Below are 16,613 nucleotides of genomic sequence, written 5' to 3' on the forward strand. Positions count from 1 at the left end.
ATCTATTTTTTTGGATCTATAATTGCAACCATATTATTTCCCTCAAACTTAGGGGCTTTATTTGGTTCTCCAAACTCACTCAACATGTCAATAAACTTCAACATTACTTCCTTACCGATGTCCTTGTGACCAAGCTCTCTACCTCTGAATCTCAATTCAACCTTGACCTTGTCACCCTTCTGCAAGAACTTAGCTGCCTGATTTGCCTTTGTCTTAAGGTCATTATCTCCAATACCTGGTCTAAGTCTTACTTCCTTGACATTTATTATTTTTTGCTTTTTCTTTGCTTCCTTTTCCTTCCTGGCCTGCTCATACTTGTACTTACCATAGTCCATGATCTTGCAAACAGGTGGCTTAGCATTAGGTGATATCATTGCAAGGTCCAGATTCTTTGAACTTGCCAACTCCTTTGCCTGCTTTGAAGTAACTATACCTAACTGTTCTCCTGTATCAGAAATCAACCTGACTTCCTTTACTCTTATTTCTTCATTGATCGCTAGTTCTTTACTAATATTAGAACACCTCTACTTTCTTAAAAATAAAAATTTCTCACCGAGAAATCTCTTCAGTACGAAAAAAAGACGGATATAAAAATCCGTCATAAGTCCTAAAATAAAACAGCAAAATAAACTACTGATTAAACTTATACAACCCTACTAGCGGTGCTGTAAGGTGAGAACGGATTCTACTTCTTTTCACTACTTGACTAGTATAATACAAAAAACCGTCCCTGTCAATCCATTTTATTAATTATGCTGAAATAATTTCATATCCATCTTCTGTAACCAAAATCTGGTGTTCCCATTGGGCAGATAGACTTCCATCCTTAGTATATGAAGTCCAACCATTTTTCTTGTCTACATATACCTGTGGTCTACCGGCATTTATCATAGGCTCTATAGTAAACACCATACCAGGAACCATCAACATACCTGTATCTCTTCTTCCTACATGAGATACAAATGGTTCTTCGTGGAATTCATTACCTATACCATGTCCACCGAACATAGTAACTACAGAATATCCCTTAGACTCTGCATACTCCTTTATAGCTGCACCTATGTCACCAATATGACCCCAAGGCTTTACCTGGTCTAGACCTATATTTAGGCATTCCTTAGTCACTTCAACTAGCCTTCTAGCTTCCTCGCTTACGTCGCCTACCATAAACATCCTTGATGCATCTGAAAAATATCCATTTTTTATAGTCGACACATCGACATTTATGATATCACCATCCTTCAGTATTATATCTTCAGATGGTATACCATGGCAAACCTCGTTGTTTATAGATGTGCAGCAACTCTTTGGAAATCCCTCGTAATTTAGTGGGGCCGGTATAGCGTCATGCTCAACAGTATAGTTATGAACTAGCTTATTTATGTCCTCGGTAGACATACCCGCAACGATTTTACCTTCTAGGTGGTCTAGAACACCTGTATTGACCTCTGCGCTAACCTTTATAGCCTCTATTTCTCTTGGAGTCTTTATATTAAATCTATCCGGCACAAGATGGCCCTTCATAGCATATTCTCTTATCTTGTCGTCCAAATCCATGTGGCACTTCTTGTACTTTAATCCACTGCCACACCAACACTTATCATTTCTATCCATATATATCCTCCTCTTTTATTTAATTAGACCCGACTAATCTATTCATAGATTTTATAAGCCTACTCACAAATTAGATTAATCTATAATTGCTTATTTCTGCTTGTCCATATCTATTATACCAAATAAACTCAAATATTATAGAACTTTTTAAAATTATTTGCAAAAGGTCTTTTAATATTAATATATATCAAAAGAGAATATTTATTGTATGGGTACAAAGTCTATTTTTTATTCATATTGGGTACAGTCGTTGACTTTTCGACCCATAAATTGATAGAATTGTACTTGTAATTATATACTTTTAAAAAATTAGGAGGAATTATGAAAAACAAAAAAATCGCAAAGCTAACTCAATCAGCTATACTAGCTGCACTTTGCTTTGTAACATTCACGTACCTACAGATCAAGATACCAGTTCCAGGAGGAGATGCTACATCTATCCACTTCGGTAATGTATTCCTAGTACTAGCTGCCCTACTAATAGGTGGTTTCTACGGCGGTCTAGCTGGAGCAATCGGTATGACAATTGCAGATATAATGGACCCAGTATATATCCTAGTTGCACCTAAGACTTTTGTTCTTAAGCTATGCATAGGTTTAATCGTTGGTTTAATTGCCCACAGAATAGGCAGAATAAACCACACAAACGATCCAAAGAAAGTCTTTAAGTATGCCCTATCAGGTTCAATCATAGGTATGGCATTCAATGTTTTTGCAGATCCTATAGTAGGATATTTCTACAAGATATACGTATTAGGTCATCCTGCCGATGTAGCAAGCGTACTTGCTAAATTAAGTGCTGGAGTAACATTCTTTAACGCTATTACAACAGTTATAATCGCTATGTTACTATATACTGCACTTAGACCTATATTGGTAAAATCAAATCTTTTGGTTGATTACGATATCATTGAAGACAAGTAAGCTTGTTTGCATGTAAATTAGTACATAAGAATACCTTAATAAACCTATTAAACCAAAATAAAGAAGGAAGCTAAAATTTTAGTCTTCCTTCTTTATTTTCGTTATAATCATCCTTACTCTAGAAAATATCAAATCTTAAATACTACTCCAATAATCCCAGCCAAGACTATCAAAAGAATAGGATGAGGCTTCTTGTATTTTTGCAATAAAAAAATCAACCCCGCCAAGGCCAGGGCAGGCCACCTAAAATATCCAATTAGATTTCCCTTATTCTCCATATCCAGCAAGGAAATCTGTATTACACTAAAGGCCGCTGCCAAAATAAGTCCACTAGAAGCTGGTCTCAAACCATAAAAGATACTCTTGACAGTTTGAGATTCCTTAAACTTGTCCAAAACCCTGTATACAATAACTATGATAATTAAGGATGGCAATACCATGGATATAGGCCCTACAAGAGACCCCAAAACTCCAAATTGCTTGAAACCTACATAAGTAGCCATATTTATACCAGTTGGTCCCGGAGTACTCTGGGCTATAGCTACCATATTGGCCACATCTACAGCCGTATACCATCCAGTTTTCCTACCTATGTCATACAAAAATGGCAGTGTAGCAAGCCCCCCACCGACTGCAAATAGGCCTGTAGTAAAAAAGTAGTAGACTAACTTAAAAATTCCCGGCATTTAGTCCACCTTCTTTCTTATCTTTAAATACTGGATCAAAAATCCTAGGATACCAGCTACTATGACCAATACAAATGGTGAAACCACGTGCATGATAGCGACTATAGCTACCAGAATAAAAATAATAGCTGTTGGTATATCTATGACCGACTTCTTAGCCATATTATAAACTGCATTTAAAATCAATACACATACACAGGCCCTGATACCATTAAAGGCATGGACTACTGCAGGTAAACTTGCAAAATTTGACAAAAAAGCCGCTACTATACTTATAATTACGATAGACGGAAATATTACCCCCAGTGTAGCAGATATAGCCCCTATAAGGCCTGCTATCTTGTAACCCACAAATGTCGCCGTATTTACAGCTATTACACCTGGCGTTACCTGACTGATGGCAAAATAATCCAAAACCTCATTTTCAGTGGCCCACTTGTGGTTGTCTACAACCTCCTTCTGAATCATAGGTAGCATGGCATAACCACCACCAAAGGTAAAACTACCTATCTTCATAAAGGCCACAAATAAATCAACTATTAGCTTCATCTTTTATCCCTCCATAATATAGATTATATAGGGCAAAACAAGTCCTATTTGGCATCTTCCTTCACTTCTTCAAACATCCACCTAGTAGCTGCACACTTTGGACATACCCAGTCTTCTGGAAGATCCTCAAAGGCAGTTCCTGGCTTGATGCCATAATCAGGAACACCTAGAGCTGGATCATATACAAAACCACATGGCCTACATCTGTACTTCTTTGTCCTATTTTCCTTACTCATAATAACCTCCATATCAAATACATTAAAATAACAACATATAAAAACTTCTCTTCAATATCTATTATAGTATAAGTTTAAATTTTTGCAAAAAAAGTTTGAACAAATATATTTTTGACAAACCATAAAAAAACTAATTCCTGCAAACGAAAAGGCTGATATGAATAACTCCTGTCACACATACCAGCCTGAATATATACTTACTATAGACCTAGGAAGAATCTACCCATAGCATCAGCAGCTATTATAGCACTGCATACCTTGTCTTCATCCACCTCAAATGGCATATTGTGCATAGTATCACCCTCTGCACAAGCCAGTCTAGCAACATCCATTAATCTTTCCTTGTCTACATCCTTGGCACCAAGTTCCTCAAGTGTAACTGGTAGTCCCATATCAATACAGAAATTGAATATCTCTTCAAGCTCTTCTGATGGGGCGTTTTCCAATACTAACTGAGTAAGCGTACCAAAGGCCACCTTCTCACCGTGGTACATATGATGACACTCTTCTAAGGCAGTCAAACCGTTGTGAATAGCGTGTGCACCTGCCAAACCAGCAGACTCAAATCCAAGACCACTTAATAGAGTATTGGCTTCAATCACTTTTTCTACAGCCTCTGTACATACTCCAGCTTCAAGGGCTATCTTGGCCTTTAACCCCTCTTCTAACAATGTGTCCAGACACAACTTAGCCAAGGCAATAGCAGCCTCTGTAGTCTTTCCACCTGCACATGATATAGCACCACTAGCCTTACAAGCTCTAGCCTCAAAATAAGTAGCCAAGGCATCACCCACACCTGCCACAGTCAACCTTACTGGCGACTTTGAAATAACCTCAGTATCCATCATGACTATGTCTGGATTTTTTGGTAAGAACAAATACTGGTCAAATACACCATCTTCAGTATACAAAACTGATAGGGCGCTACATGGCGCATCTGTTGACGCTATTGTAGGACAAACTACCACTGGCATCTTTGTATAGTAGGCAACCGCCTTGGCAGTATCTGCCACCTTACCTCCACCAACGCCGACAATTATATCGCAATCTCCCTGGTTTACATACTTGTCGATAATCCTATCAACCTCTACCTTTGAACACTCCCTATTAAAATAGCAAACCTCCATACTGGCCTGTGAAGCATCAAAACCTGCCTCTATTCCTGCACCAACCCTCTTGTAACCTGATTCTGTTATCAAAATCAGGGCCTTCTTTCCTAAATTTTCCACATACTGACCTAGTTTCTTCAATTCACCAGGACCCTGTATATATTTACTTGGACTAATTAATATCTTTGACATTTTATCTCCTCCTAAAAAATCAATTTCCTTAATATTAGCACAATTCTTGCAAGTTAACAAGGATTTTTTGTTAAATTTTTAATAAAAAATACCAAACAAGAAAAATAGCGTTAAAGGTCAGCTTACCCTCAACGCTATTTATTACCTAGCAACTATATATAATATTTATTAATTATTTGTGTAATTGTCAAAGTATCCCTGTACTAGTACTATTGGTGTACCCTTGTCACCAGAACCACTTGTAAGGTCACATAATGATCCTATTAGGTCAGTCAATCTTCTTGGTGTAGTACCTTCAGATTCCATCTTACCTACCAATGAAGCATCCTTTGACTTGATTCTTTCAGATATAGCTTCCTTAAGAGCCTCACCTGATAGATCGTTAAAGTCATTGTCTGCTAGGTACTTCAACTTCAATTCGTTTGGTGTACCTTCTAGACCTTCTGTATAGGCTGGTGATACTACTGGGTCAGCAAGCTCCCAAATCTGTCCTACTGGATCCTTGAAAGCACCGTCTCCATATACCATTACCTCTATATGCTTGCCTGTCTTCTTTAGCAACTTATCCTGTATTTCGTATACTAGGTCAGTACATTCATTAGGGAATAGCTTTACGCTGTCCTCTGTAGACTTGTTTGACCCTAATAGACCGTACATAGTATTGTAACCACTACCATCTACTGACTCACTCAAAATTTCGTTCATACCGTAAACTGTAGCTCCAGCAGCCTTTAGAATCCTGCTAGTTCTCTTTCTAGTATGTATATCACAATTGATTACGTTCTTAGTGTAGTTCAAGATTTCTGTTGCATGGTTGGCAAATACTATTTCCACATCAGCACCAGCTGACCTGATTACTTCACTATAGTAGTCCACATAGTCTACACCTGTAAAAGGATGGATATTCTGTCCAAATAATTCCCTGTATTTTTCAAGTGTCAAAACAGTTGAATATGGGTCAATTCCATTGTCGTCCAACTGGTCTTCTGTCAATAACTGGTTACCTACTTCATCCCTTGGATATGATAGCATCAATACAATTTTCTTTGCGCCCATAGCCATACCCTTTAGGCAGATGGCAAATCTGTTACGAGAAAGGATTGGGAAGATTACACCTACAGTTTCTCCACCGAACTTAGCCTTTACATCCTTGCCTATTGCCTCTATAGAAGCATAGTTACCCTGACTTCTTGCAACGATAGATTCTGTAATACCTATTACGTCCCTATCACCTAATTCAAATCCATCTGTCTTAGCTGCTTCAATAACTGAATCAACTACTATTTCTGATAAATTGTCACCCTGACGAATTATAGGGCAACGAACTCCACGTGCTACTGTACCAATATTTCTTGTCATACTATATTCTCTCTTTCAATTTACTTCAAATTTACTTGTAGGTCATCTAGCCAATCTCTCTACCACAGACCAGCCTGCCTATAAAGTCTTTTTACTTATACCAAGTACCTTAATATATAATACTACAAAAGACATAATTAAAAAAGAAGAAATCGAATATTTTTTTGATTTTTCATAAAAATGTTTAAATCATCCTGTCTATTTTCTATGCATTAGGATTTATCATTAGAAATACGCTTGCTAGAAAAATTTTTAATATTACTTTTAGAATAATTATCTCTTGGGTATAATTATCCTATAAAAAGTAGTTAATACCTGTAAAATAATTAGTAGAATATATATTTAATAAAAATCGGAGGAAGCAAATGAAAAACGTGACATATAAGGTTAGAATTAAAAATATAATTGATGAAGGCAAGAAGAGAGCAACATATGTCTTTGAAAAGCCAAAGGAATTTTCTTGGCAGGAAGGTAGTCATATATCTCTAGCCCTTGAAGAAGGTCTAACAAATGGCCAAGTAAACAAAGACCTAATGAGAAAATTTTCTATATCAACTACACTTGATGAGGGTGTTATATCCATATCAACTAGGCTAGATAGTAGTGATTCCATCTACAAGAAAAAACTATCTACTCTATGCCCTGGTGACCAGTGCTATATATATGGTTGTGAGTCAAAAATGCCAATTAGAAGAGAAGATAAAAATCTTGTATTTATATCTATGGGTGTTGGAATGGCAACGATGAGGCCAATTATAAGGACTTACCAACAAGACCAGACTGGTGTAAGGTCTGTAAAAAATATATGTGTAGATAGGACCGGTGACCACCTATATAAGGATGAAATTTCTTGTGACAAAAGCTTGAATATAGATACTCTTGTAGCAAAATCAAGGGGTGAATTCAAGGATATTTTAAATGACGGACTTTCCATTGACTATAACGATTCCATTTTTTATATTGTTGGTAGCAATGAATTCCTAAAAGATACTATAAAATTATTAAAGGACAAGAATGTCAGAAAGGAAAATATAATGATAGACAAGTCCAGCGAAAGCCTAGAAAAATACTACAACGTGCCTAGTTATGAGACTATGAAAGTTAAGGACTACCAGAAATTCTCCTCTAGTTTCATGCCACTAGGATTGACTCCTGGAGCATGCTCATGTGGTGGTAACTGTACATGTAAGTAGGATAAAACAAGATATAAATAAGCAAGCTAACAAGAAAGGGTGGTAATACTATAAATCCACCCTTTCTTGTTAGCTTTTAACCGTCAACGTTTGAACTTATATCCAAAACATTATAAATAATCTATCAAAAATTCTTTGTAATTACACTTACAAAAATACTAACTCTTATCTAGCCTGCAAATCGGGATACATCATATATCTTCAGAATCAATTACTTTATATCCTAAAGAAATCAATTTTTCAGCAAACAAGCCTCTGCCAGAAATTAGAGTTCCAGAAAAGCTACCATCATATATTTGATTGACTCCACAACTAGGGCTTCGCGATTGCAATACAGCACATTTTACATCCAAGTCTTTAATCTTATTATATGCCTCACTAGCACCTTTATAAAAAAATTCAGTTTTATCTTCTCCATTGATATTAATAACACGACCATTTACAATCTCACAACTAGGTCTTGGGGTAGGCAATCCACCCATGACCTCTGGGCAAACCGTCACTATTTCATGGCCTTCCAAAAAGTCTAATACACGCTTGTTGTAGTTGTTTTTACCATTGTATTTACAATTTTCACCTACAAGACATGCACTTACAATAATTACCATATATAAATCCTCTCTTAAAACATCTTCATCTAGTCTATCTAAATTTTGTGGTGCAGATCAAATCAACTTGATATTGCAATTTTGGAAGAAAAAAGTCTTTACTTCCATAGCTAATAATAAGTATCTATTTTTCAATAACTGTTGCAAAATTTTATCTTATTTAAGAAAATATTTTAATTTTAAAGATAAAAAATTCTTCATCCTGCAATGCTTTATATTCTATATTGTAATTATTCAGAATATTACTTACAATATATAAACCTAATCCATTACTATTTTCCTTATTTAAGTCAAATTTAACATCAAATATTTTATCCATATTAGAAATTTTATTGTTGCCGTATGAATTCTCTATATATAACCAATCATTAACTATCCCAATATTAATTACCCCATTTACATGAGTATATTTTACCGCATTACTAATCAAATTAGATAGAACAATCTTTAAGGCTGTTTTTCCTATATAAATATTCTCATCTAATATATAATTGTTGACAGTTATTTTCTTTTGATTTGCTAATATTTCATACTTTTTTAATATGTCTTCTAATGTATCATTTATTTTCAAATATTCTTCATCATTATTCAAATTTTCTATAGAATGAACTGATAATATTTGAGAAATATTTTTTGTTAAACTATCAACGATTTCAATACATTCATTAATATAAATATCTCTTTCTTTATATTTTCCAATATTGTATTTCATGTTTTCCAGTATTATTTTAAGACTAGCAAGAGGAGTTTTAAGTTCATGGGATGCACCTTTAAAAAAGTCATATTTTAACTTTTCTAATTTTAAAATTTCTTTATTTTTAAATTCCAAATCGTCAATTGTTCTTAATAAAGTAGAATATAAATCATTAATTTGTTGTTTTAATTCTCCAACTTCATCATTAGAGCTAACTTTTAAACGCGTTTTTTTATCAAGTTTCATCATTTTATCAGTAACAATTTTTATTTCTTGTATATTATTTTTTATTGATTTTGCATAAATTAAAGAAATAATAGCAGAAAATAAAATTGATATTAATAAAGAATATGGTAAAAATTTAAGGCTTAAATCTTTCGCATCTTTTTGCATATCAGCTGTAGAAACAAATTGTAGATTTGTTTTTTTACCATTATTAAGCTTTATTTCTCTTTCTTCAATTATCAAAGAATTACTATCACTTTCTAAATTGATATTTATATTATCTTTGATTTGTATTTCATTCTTATTATTTTTTTCTTTTATAAATGCTTTTATTTCACTACTCTTAGAATAAAACTCCAAAGTTTGTTCTATATATTTTTTTTCTTTTCCATTCATATTACCAGAAATTTCATTTGCTATATTATGAATCTTTTCTTTTCTCGTCTCCAAATATGTTTTAGGAAATATAAAAAAAACTAATGAATGAACTAATATAATTATTATTCCAAGAATAGAAAATATTTGTATGAGCATTTTTGGAAATATCTTTAATTTTTTCATTTTCTCTCCAATTTATATCCTACATTTCTTATAGTAGTTATACAGTCTAATTGTAATTTTTTTCTAAGTTCTTTTATATATACATCTATTACTCGATCATAAGGAATTTCTTCGCTATCTTTCCAAACATAATCAATAATTTGCATTCTTGTTAAGACTTGTCCACTATTATCCAATAAACATTTTAATACTTCTAGTTCTTTTGCATTTACATCTATTTCTTCACCATTTATTTTAGCCGTATAGCTATTAAAATTAACCGATAGATCCTTATATTCAAACTTCTCTAAATGTCCATAATTCTTCTTAATTAAAGAATCTATTCTAGCCTTTAAGACCGCCAATGAAAATGGCTTTTCTACATATCCGTCTACTAAATTAGTAAATGCATCAATTTTATATTCTTCATCACTAAATGCAGTCAAGATTAGAATTGGTAAATTGCTTTTCTTTCTAATTTCTTTCAACACTTCTAAACCATTTATAAAAGGTATCTGAATGTCTAAGATAACCAAATTTATATCGCTATTAAATTTTGACAAGGCTTCTCTTCCATCTTTAGCTTGAATAACAGTATATCCAAATTCTGAAAGATATTCACTTATTCCCTCTCTTATCATATCATTATCTTCAACAGTTAATATTTTCATATATACCTCCACTTAAGCCTATACACTTATATTATACAGCATATTACTTGATATTTAAAAGCCAAAAAATTTTTGGTGCTAAAAAGCACCAAAAATTTTAATTATTGTCTATTAATAATTCTTTTGGATTCCTTCTTAATGTATTGAATGAAGAAATAATCAATGATACAAGAAGTACTAAACTCATAAATATAACTACATAAATTATGAACTTAGGCAATACATTTATATCTAAACTTGATAATGTCTTGTTAAATCCTTCAGCTTCTGCCCCACCACCTAATTGGCTAGATGCAGATTGTCTAGCTATTTGCTTAGCTATATCACCAGTAACCTTATTCAATATATTATTCCCAAGCTTATCAGCTGTATATTGAGCTAAGAAATAAGAACCAACGAATGCTGGGATTGATATAAATACCATCTCAATTATGAATTGACCAAAAATTTCTAATTGAGATTTACCTAATGATAGTAATACTGCTATTTCTTTCTTTCTAGCATTCATCCATAAGAATAATAATAATGAAACTACAACTCCTGCAAATATTAATGAACCAGCAAATAATTTATTTGAGATAGAGTAGATACCTGATATAGATTGTTGTAATGCAGGGTAATTTGATGAACTTTTAATCAAATTATATTCTCTCCAATTTATATCTAATTTCCCAAGATCTTTTATTACACTATCAAGATCCTTATCACCTTTTACAGAGAATGTTGCATCTTGGTACACAGCTGTATCTTCTGTATTACCATAAACTTTAGCAGCTGTATGAACATCAGTGATTAATGTATTTTCGTATAGTTCTTGTGCTGCACTTACTCCACCGCTATTATGCCCATCGAATAGACCTTTAATTTCTACTTCTACTGTTTCATTTGCACCTTTCTCATTATCAGCATCAAATAAATTAGATTTTATTTTTAGCTTATCTCCAACTTTAAGATTATTTTTTTTAGCTAAATCTTTATGCATTAAGATTTTATTTTTATCTTCATTTACTAAATGCTTTCCTTCTACTAATTTATATGCTTCTGATACAAATTTTGTTTCTTTTGATGAGTCATTAACCCCAGTTAACATAACTGTTCTTTTAAAATTCTTCGCTCTTTCAGGTGATTGATTCGCAAGAGTCTCTTGAGTTTCAATAATATCATAATCAACTAAATCTGCAACACTGTTTATTCTTTTTACATAGGAGTCTATACTATCTGTTTGAGATATCTTTTTAATATCTTCACCTTTTACATTTCCCCCACCTCTAGGTGTTCCTGGATTTACTTGTCTATTTATTTCCATAGAAAAACTATTTGTTATATTAGCAAATGTTTCTTTTGAAGCTCTGTCCGTAGCATCTTTAATGGATAAACTAATGAGACTTAAAGTTGACATAGATAAAATGACTAATATAATAATTAATGATTTTAAGCTTTTTCTAGTTACATAAGCAAATGCATTTTTTATCATTATTCAACCTCCAAATTCATTTTATTTACTTCTTTCAACTTCTTACCACTTAGTTCTAAAATGATATCCGCAGAATCTGCTACTTCCTTACTATGTGTTACAACTATTACACATTTATTTCTATCTTTAGCTAATGTCTTTAATATATTAATTATTTCTCCAGCAGTAACACTGTCTAGATTACCAGTAGGCTCATCAGCTAGTATTATTGGAGCATCTGATACCAATGCTCTAGCAATAGCTACTCTTTGTTGCTGTCCACCAGATAATTTCATAACATTTCTTTTTATTTGTTTTTTATCTAAACCTAGTTCAAACAAGATACTTTCATCTGCCGATTTATTCACTAATCTAATATTTTCAATTGGTGATAAATAGTCTATTAGATTATAGTTTTGAAATACTAAAGATATATTATTTTTTCTATGATTACTATATCCTTTCTTTTCTATATCTTCATTCTTAAACAATATTTTTCCTGTTTTAGGTTTATCAAGTCCAGCAAGTAAGGAAAGAAGTGTAGATTTTCCTGTTCCTGACTTTCCTACTATCGCATAAAACTTCCCAAGTTCAAATTTTTGATTTACTTCTGACAAAACTCTTTCTTTAGAATTTGCATAACTATATGCTACATTCTTTATTTCTAATATATCCATTATTTTCTCCTAATATTTTCTCCTAACTTATTTTTGATAATATTTCTTTAGGCTTCTTGATTAATATTAATGAAGAAGCAAATACAACCGACAAGACAATAATACTTATTAATGTTAAATAACTTTGTCCAAGTGTTGCTATATTTAACATAAAACTACTATTATTTATTAAACTTCCACCTGAAATCATTGAGTCCTCTGAGTTAATGAATCCATCTACAATTACTTTTAGTAATAGATTTCCTAAAAATAAGGAAGATATTATACTTGGTATCGATATGAATATTAACTCGAATATAAATTGCATTATAATTTGTATCTTAGATGTTCCAATAGATAAAAATATACCTATTTCATAAATTCTTTCTCTTAACCATAGAATCAAGATTAATGAAAGAACAACCATCCCACCTAACATAATAGAATAAGTCATTATTTTTATTATATGTTTTATTCCACTCACTGACTCTAAAGACTCTTCAAACGCATTAGAATCTTTTTCAACAAAATACTTTGACTCATCAATTTTAAGCTTTTTCAATTTGTTTAAGGCTAAGTCTGTAGATTCTGCACTACCAGAATACATTAAAATTTTGTTTGCGATTTTATTATTTTCTGATTTATTTAATATTTCTTGGCTTGTCGAATAATCTACAAACACCATATTTTCACTAAAATCAGAAGATAATCCTGTATATGTTTCCTGTTTTTTACCAGAAAAGATCCCTATAATCTTAAATTTATGACTTTTTATTTTTCCACTTTTTTCAGTATCTAGTAATTCAAGATTAACTTCATCACCTAATTTTAGATTGTTTTGTTTAGCAAATTCTTCATGAACAATAATTGAATTCTTATCATTTTCTCCTATATTTTTACCTTCTTTAATTGTAAACACTCCACTACTAAATAAAATATTTCTTTTAGTATTATTTGTAGCTTCGAGTGAAACAACATTCTTAAATTCGTCAGATAAGTCTTCTCTATTTATTTTTTGTTTTCCGCTAACTACTTTACCATCTTTTAGTTTTGCTAATCCATCATATTGAATTATTTTTTCTTCAATTTCTTTTAATTTTTCAATATCTTTAAATTGATTAATATTAAAATGTTTGCCATCTTTTTTTGTTATTGATATTGAAGAATTAGAACTTTCATATAAAGTCTTTTCTATTTCATTGCTTGATTTCATTATTGTTAAACAAGAATACAGGCAAGAAAGAACTATAGTTAATATGATAAAAATTATTAAAGTTCTATTTCTCTTTCTTGTAATATATGCTATAGCATTTTTTATCACTTTCCTAACTACTCCTCTCTATTTTCTTACTCCATAACTAATTGCATCCACTGGACAAGCATTTTTACATCGTCCACATCTGATACACTCCAGATGATTGCAGTTCTTAACTGGATCTATGTTCATTTGGCAGACTTTTTTACATCTACCACAACTTATGCACTTTTTTTCGTCTAGTCTATACCTGAATACTGAAATAGGGTTAAAAATTGAGTAAATAGCTCCAAGTGGACATACATACTTACAGAAAGGTCTATATATAATTATAGAAAGTAACAAAGTAAGTATTAAAATTACTCCCTTCCAATAGTACAAAAAACCTATCGCACTTCTCATACTTTTATTTAACAAAACAAGTGGTAATCCTCCTTCCAGCATACCAACTGGACAAATAAGCTTACAAAAATATGGAGACCCTTGCCCTAAAATATCAACTAAAAATAGAGGAAGTATTATTACAAATACAAGTAATATTATGTATTTCAATTTTCTCAAATGTTTATCAAACTTAAATGTTTCAACTTTTTTAAAAAAGGGAATCTTGTGTAGCAAATCTTGAACCAATCCAAATGGACACAGCCAACCACATACAAATCTTCCTATAAGCGCACCTATCAAGAACATAAAGCCAACTATATAATAGCTAAACTTATAATTCGAGTTTCCAATCACTGCCTGTAGCGATCCTATAGGACAAGAACCTTTTGCCCCTGGGCATGAATAACAATTCATGCCCGGAACACAAACTTTCTTTAAATTCCCACCGTAGATTTTACCAGTCTTAAACCCTTCAAAGTAAGAATTAGTAATTAAAAACCAAACTGATTGAAATAGATGCCTAAAACGATCTCTTATTTTATATTTATCTTTTTTTGTACTACCATTTATAATTTTTTTAATTCTATCCAATTCCAATACACTCCATACAAATTCTTATCGCCTTATCCAAGACAACTTTAGTTTCTCCATTAGTATGACCATAGTAAATCATCGCCATACTAATAAAGACAATTACTAAAGATAAGGTACGGCTTTTTAAAAACTTCTTAACCATATACCATTCACCGCTTTACATTTACTTATTTTTTATTTTTGCTAATTCTTTTTCAATTACCTGCTTCCATTCCTTTGCACTCTTTGCCCCAGAATAAGTATCACCTACAATGTTTCCATTCTTATCAACAAAGAAAGTCTCTGGCATAGCCTGTATACCATTCAATCTACCATTAAAGTTTGTCTTGTCTGGCATTAAGAAAGGATATGAAGCCTTTGTTTTTTTCTGTATTAACTTTGACTTTTCAATTGCTTCCTTGTTTTCACCCTTATCATCAACAGTATCTGTAACAACTCCAACGATATTTACACCCTTGCTTTTCATTTCCTTCTGAACCTCAACCAAATCAGGAATTTCCTTTACACAAGCTGTACACCAAGTTGCAAATACATTTACCATAGTAAGATCATACTTCTCAAAATCTTTACTTGTAAAATCCTTGCCATTTATGTCCTTTGTTGATATTTTACGTAAATCTTTAACGGATTCTTTGTTAAATGCTTCTGTATTTTCTAAATCAGTTTTTTCTGATAGCACAAAACCATTTTTAGGACGCTCTTTTTTATCTATAGTTTGAATCTCAGTTTTTTTAAATTCATCCAGAAGATTACTTTCAGATCCGCTATTTGTGCTTAAATAGCAATCGTATTTTCCATCACTTGAAACTCCTATTTTAGTATGAGTATCGCATTTTGTAATTTTAGATATTTTTTCTTCTGATGTATTTTTTTCGAATATACCAATAGTTCCTATTCTTTCAAGCCCACTCTTCCATTTTTCATAGCCATCTCCCTTTTTATTAATAACTGCATTTTTTTGCTCTTCAGTCATTTTATTAAAAGTTAAAAAAGCATACTTTAGTTCCTTATCTATAGGACTTTGATCATCTAACATCGCTACCTTTTTATCATCCATATACTTTTTAAAATTATCTGATAGTTTAAATTTAAGACCTAAAAATTCATAAACATATTCTTTTTTTGTTTGTAAAGTATAATCTGATGGCTTAAATGTTTCATTTTTATCCTTCTCATTAGTTGACATACCTGCTTCTTCAGAACTTACAGATTGTCCTTCTTTAACTTTATTGCTTTCATTACTTTTTTTACACCCAACTGCACTTAAGCTCAAACATAAGGTAAGTGCTAGAAGTGTTCCTTTTGATATTGTTTTTTTCATAAATTTTTCCTCCTTTATTTTTACACAATACTAGTTTATAACTACTTTCAATAATATTCTACATACCTTTTATGAAACGTTTATGAAATATACTTTTTTATTTTTCCAAACTATGATATAAAATATAAATATTATGCTTAAAGTTGTTCTTACACGATTAGTATATGAGCAAGCACAGGTTAAGGTGTATATGTTCGCCCTTGTAAACAAGGGACTAGTCCCCTATCTCCGTTTCTTCGGGACAAACCGGAAAAGCTTGTTTAGTCACATTGACAGATCGAAAAAGTCGATATCTTAAAGAAAAAAGACAACATCAAGGATACTATATGTATCCAAGATGCTGTCGCATA

Annotated in this window: 18 protein-coding genes; 2 read left to right on the forward strand and 16 right to left on the reverse strand. The window is 32.1% G+C overall.

The window, feature by feature from the left end:
* Positions 1-2: 2 nt before the first annotated feature.
* Both infC and HMPREF1639_RS01070 read right to left on the reverse strand, forming a co-directional pair.
* Entirely contained in the window at positions 3-461 is a 459-nt protein-coding gene (infC, locus tag HMPREF1639_RS01065; RefSeq protein WP_242847251.1) for a translation initiation factor IF-3, read from the reverse strand.
* 289 nt (positions 462-750) lie between these two features.
* A complete protein-coding gene (locus tag HMPREF1639_RS01070) occupies positions 751-1,614 on the reverse strand; it encodes a methionyl aminopeptidase (protein WP_084572440.1) in 864 nt (287 codons plus the stop codon).
* A gap of 321 nt (positions 1,615-1,935) precedes the next feature.
* Here HMPREF1639_RS01070 and HMPREF1639_RS01075 point away from each other — a divergent pair, with 321 nt between their 5' ends.
* Positions 1,936-2,538 (forward strand): ECF transporter S component, encoded by a 603-nt coding sequence (locus HMPREF1639_RS01075; protein ID WP_036762340.1) that lies wholly within the window; start codon positions 1,936-1,938, stop codon positions 2,536-2,538.
* Between the two features lie 128 nt (positions 2,539-2,666).
* Here the strand turns inward: HMPREF1639_RS01075 and HMPREF1639_RS01080 are convergent, their stop codons facing one another.
* From HMPREF1639_RS01080 to HMPREF1639_RS01100, 5 genes are all read right to left on the reverse strand, one after another.
* Positions 2,667-3,224 carry a chromate transporter gene (locus HMPREF1639_RS01080; RefSeq protein ID WP_036762343.1) on the reverse strand — a complete coding sequence of 186 codons (558 nt, stop codon included), beginning with the start codon at positions 3,222-3,224 and terminating at the stop codon, positions 2,667-2,669.
* Complete coding sequence (locus HMPREF1639_RS01085; RefSeq protein WP_036762345.1) at positions 3,225-3,773, reverse strand: chromate transporter; 549 nt, start codon at positions 3,771-3,773, stop codon at positions 3,225-3,227.
* A gap of 44 nt (positions 3,774-3,817) precedes the next feature.
* Complete coding sequence (locus HMPREF1639_RS01090; protein ID WP_036762348.1) at positions 3,818-4,009, reverse strand: rubredoxin; 192 nt, start codon at positions 4,007-4,009, stop codon at positions 3,818-3,820.
* A gap of 200 nt (positions 4,010-4,209) precedes the next feature.
* Positions 4,210-5,310, reverse strand: a complete 1,101-nt coding sequence (locus tag HMPREF1639_RS01095) for a glycerol dehydrogenase (protein ID WP_036762350.1) — start codon at positions 5,308-5,310, stop codon at positions 4,210-4,212.
* A 168-nt stretch (positions 5,311-5,478) separates the two neighbouring features.
* Entirely contained in the window at positions 5,479-6,669 is a 1,191-nt protein-coding gene (locus HMPREF1639_RS01100; RefSeq protein ID WP_036762352.1) for a coenzyme F420-0:L-glutamate ligase, read from the reverse strand.
* A gap of 365 nt (positions 6,670-7,034) precedes the next feature.
* Between HMPREF1639_RS01100 and HMPREF1639_RS01105 the strand changes: the two genes are divergently transcribed.
* Positions 7,035-7,862, forward strand: coding sequence for a hypothetical protein (locus HMPREF1639_RS01105; protein ID WP_036762354.1), 828 nt, complete (start codon positions 7,035-7,037; stop codon positions 7,860-7,862).
* Between the two features lie 191 nt (positions 7,863-8,053).
* Here HMPREF1639_RS01105 and HMPREF1639_RS01110 read toward each other — a convergent pair whose 3' ends face one another.
* The 9 genes from HMPREF1639_RS01110 to HMPREF1639_RS01150 all read right to left on the reverse strand — a co-directional run bounded on the left by HMPREF1639_RS01110 (position 8,054) and on the right by HMPREF1639_RS01150 (position 16,263).
* A complete protein-coding gene (locus tag HMPREF1639_RS01110; RefSeq protein WP_036762356.1) occupies positions 8,054-8,470 on the reverse strand; it encodes a DUF523 domain-containing protein in 417 nt (138 codons plus the stop codon).
* 160 nt (positions 8,471-8,630) lie between these two features.
* Entirely contained in the window at positions 8,631-9,950 is a 1,320-nt protein-coding gene (locus HMPREF1639_RS01115) for a sensor histidine kinase (RefSeq protein ID WP_036762359.1), read from the reverse strand.
* Complete coding sequence (locus HMPREF1639_RS01120; RefSeq protein ID WP_036762362.1) at positions 9,947-10,600, reverse strand: response regulator transcription factor; 654 nt, start codon at positions 10,598-10,600, stop codon at positions 9,947-9,949. The genes HMPREF1639_RS01115 and HMPREF1639_RS01120 overlap by 4 nt, the downstream gene beginning before the upstream one ends.
* Positions 10,601-10,697: 97 nt before the next feature.
* Positions 10,698-12,074 carry an ABC transporter permease gene (locus tag HMPREF1639_RS01125; RefSeq protein ID WP_036762365.1) on the reverse strand — a complete coding sequence of 459 codons (1,377 nt, stop codon included), beginning with the start codon at positions 12,072-12,074 and terminating at the stop codon, positions 10,698-10,700.
* Positions 12,074-12,730, reverse strand: a complete 657-nt coding sequence (locus tag HMPREF1639_RS01130) for an ABC transporter ATP-binding protein (protein ID WP_036762368.1) — start codon at positions 12,728-12,730, stop codon at positions 12,074-12,076. The genes HMPREF1639_RS01125 and HMPREF1639_RS01130 overlap by 1 nt, the downstream gene beginning before the upstream one ends.
* Before the next feature lie 22 nt (positions 12,731-12,752).
* Complete coding sequence (locus HMPREF1639_RS01135) at positions 12,753-14,030, reverse strand: ABC transporter permease (RefSeq protein WP_036762372.1); 1,278 nt, start codon at positions 14,028-14,030, stop codon at positions 12,753-12,755.
* Positions 14,031-14,048: 18 nt separating this feature from the next.
* Positions 14,049-14,939, reverse strand: coding sequence for a 4Fe-4S binding protein (locus tag HMPREF1639_RS01140; RefSeq protein ID WP_036762375.1), 891 nt, complete (start codon positions 14,937-14,939; stop codon positions 14,049-14,051).
* Positions 14,932-15,084: a CD1871A family CXXC motif-containing protein gene (locus tag HMPREF1639_RS09535; protein ID WP_002846705.1), complete on the reverse strand. Its 153-nt coding sequence runs from the start codon at positions 15,082-15,084 to the stop codon at positions 14,932-14,934. The genes HMPREF1639_RS01140 and HMPREF1639_RS09535 overlap by 8 nt, the downstream gene beginning before the upstream one ends.
* A 21-nt stretch (positions 15,085-15,105) precedes the next feature.
* Positions 15,106-16,263 carry a TlpA family protein disulfide reductase gene (locus HMPREF1639_RS01150; RefSeq protein ID WP_036762378.1) on the reverse strand — a complete coding sequence of 386 codons (1,158 nt, stop codon included), beginning with the start codon at positions 16,261-16,263 and terminating at the stop codon, positions 15,106-15,108.
* Positions 16,264-16,613: the final 350 nt, after the last annotated feature.

The organism is Peptostreptococcus sp. MV1 (assembly GCF_000758885.1).
Lineage (GTDB): Bacteria > Bacillota > Clostridia > Peptostreptococcales > Peptostreptococcaceae > Peptostreptococcus.

Excerpts from the sequence above, each read along its gene's own strand:
- HMPREF1639_RS01070 (WP_084572440.1), bottom strand. The coding sequence starts at position 1,614 with ATGGATAGAAATGATAAGTGTTGGTGTGGCAGTGGATTAAAGTACAAG.
- HMPREF1639_RS01075 (WP_036762340.1), top strand. The coding sequence starts at position 1,936 with ATGAAAAACAAAAAAATCGCAAAGCTAACTCAATCAGCTATACTAGCT.
- HMPREF1639_RS01080 (WP_036762343.1), bottom strand. The coding sequence starts at position 3,224 with ATGCCGGGAATTTTTAAGTTAGTCTACTACTTTTTTACTACAGGCCTA.
- HMPREF1639_RS01085 (WP_036762345.1), bottom strand. The coding sequence starts at position 3,773 with ATGAAGCTAATAGTTGATTTATTTGTGGCCTTTATGAAGATAGGTAGT.
- HMPREF1639_RS01090 (WP_036762348.1), bottom strand. The coding sequence starts at position 4,009 with ATGAGTAAGGAAAATAGGACAAAGAAGTACAGATGTAGGCCATGTGGT.
- HMPREF1639_RS01095 (WP_036762350.1), bottom strand. The coding sequence starts at position 5,310 with ATGTCAAAGATATTAATTAGTCCAAGTAAATATATACAGGGTCCTGGT.
- HMPREF1639_RS01100 (WP_036762352.1), bottom strand. The coding sequence starts at position 6,669 with ATGACAAGAAATATTGGTACAGTAGCACGTGGAGTTCGTTGCCCTATA.
- HMPREF1639_RS01105 (WP_036762354.1), top strand. The coding sequence starts at position 7,035 with ATGAAAAACGTGACATATAAGGTTAGAATTAAAAATATAATTGATGAA.
- HMPREF1639_RS01110 (WP_036762356.1), bottom strand. The coding sequence starts at position 8,470 with ATGGTAATTATTGTAAGTGCATGTCTTGTAGGTGAAAATTGTAAATAC.
- HMPREF1639_RS01115 (WP_036762359.1), bottom strand. The coding sequence starts at position 9,950 with ATGAAAAAATTAAAGATATTTCCAAAAATGCTCATACAAATATTTTCT.
- HMPREF1639_RS01120 (WP_036762362.1), bottom strand. The coding sequence starts at position 10,600 with ATGAAAATATTAACTGTTGAAGATAATGATATGATAAGAGAGGGAATA.
- HMPREF1639_RS01125 (WP_036762365.1), bottom strand. The coding sequence starts at position 12,074 with ATGATAAAAAATGCATTTGCTTATGTAACTAGAAAAAGCTTAAAATCA.
- HMPREF1639_RS01130 (WP_036762368.1), bottom strand. The coding sequence starts at position 12,730 with ATGGATATATTAGAAATAAAGAATGTAGCATATAGTTATGCAAATTCT.
- HMPREF1639_RS09535 (WP_002846705.1), bottom strand. The coding sequence starts at position 15,084 with ATGGTTAAGAAGTTTTTAAAAAGCCGTACCTTATCTTTAGTAATTGTC.
- HMPREF1639_RS01150 (WP_036762378.1), bottom strand. The coding sequence starts at position 16,263 with ATGAAAAAAACAATATCAAAAGGAACACTTCTAGCACTTACCTTATGT.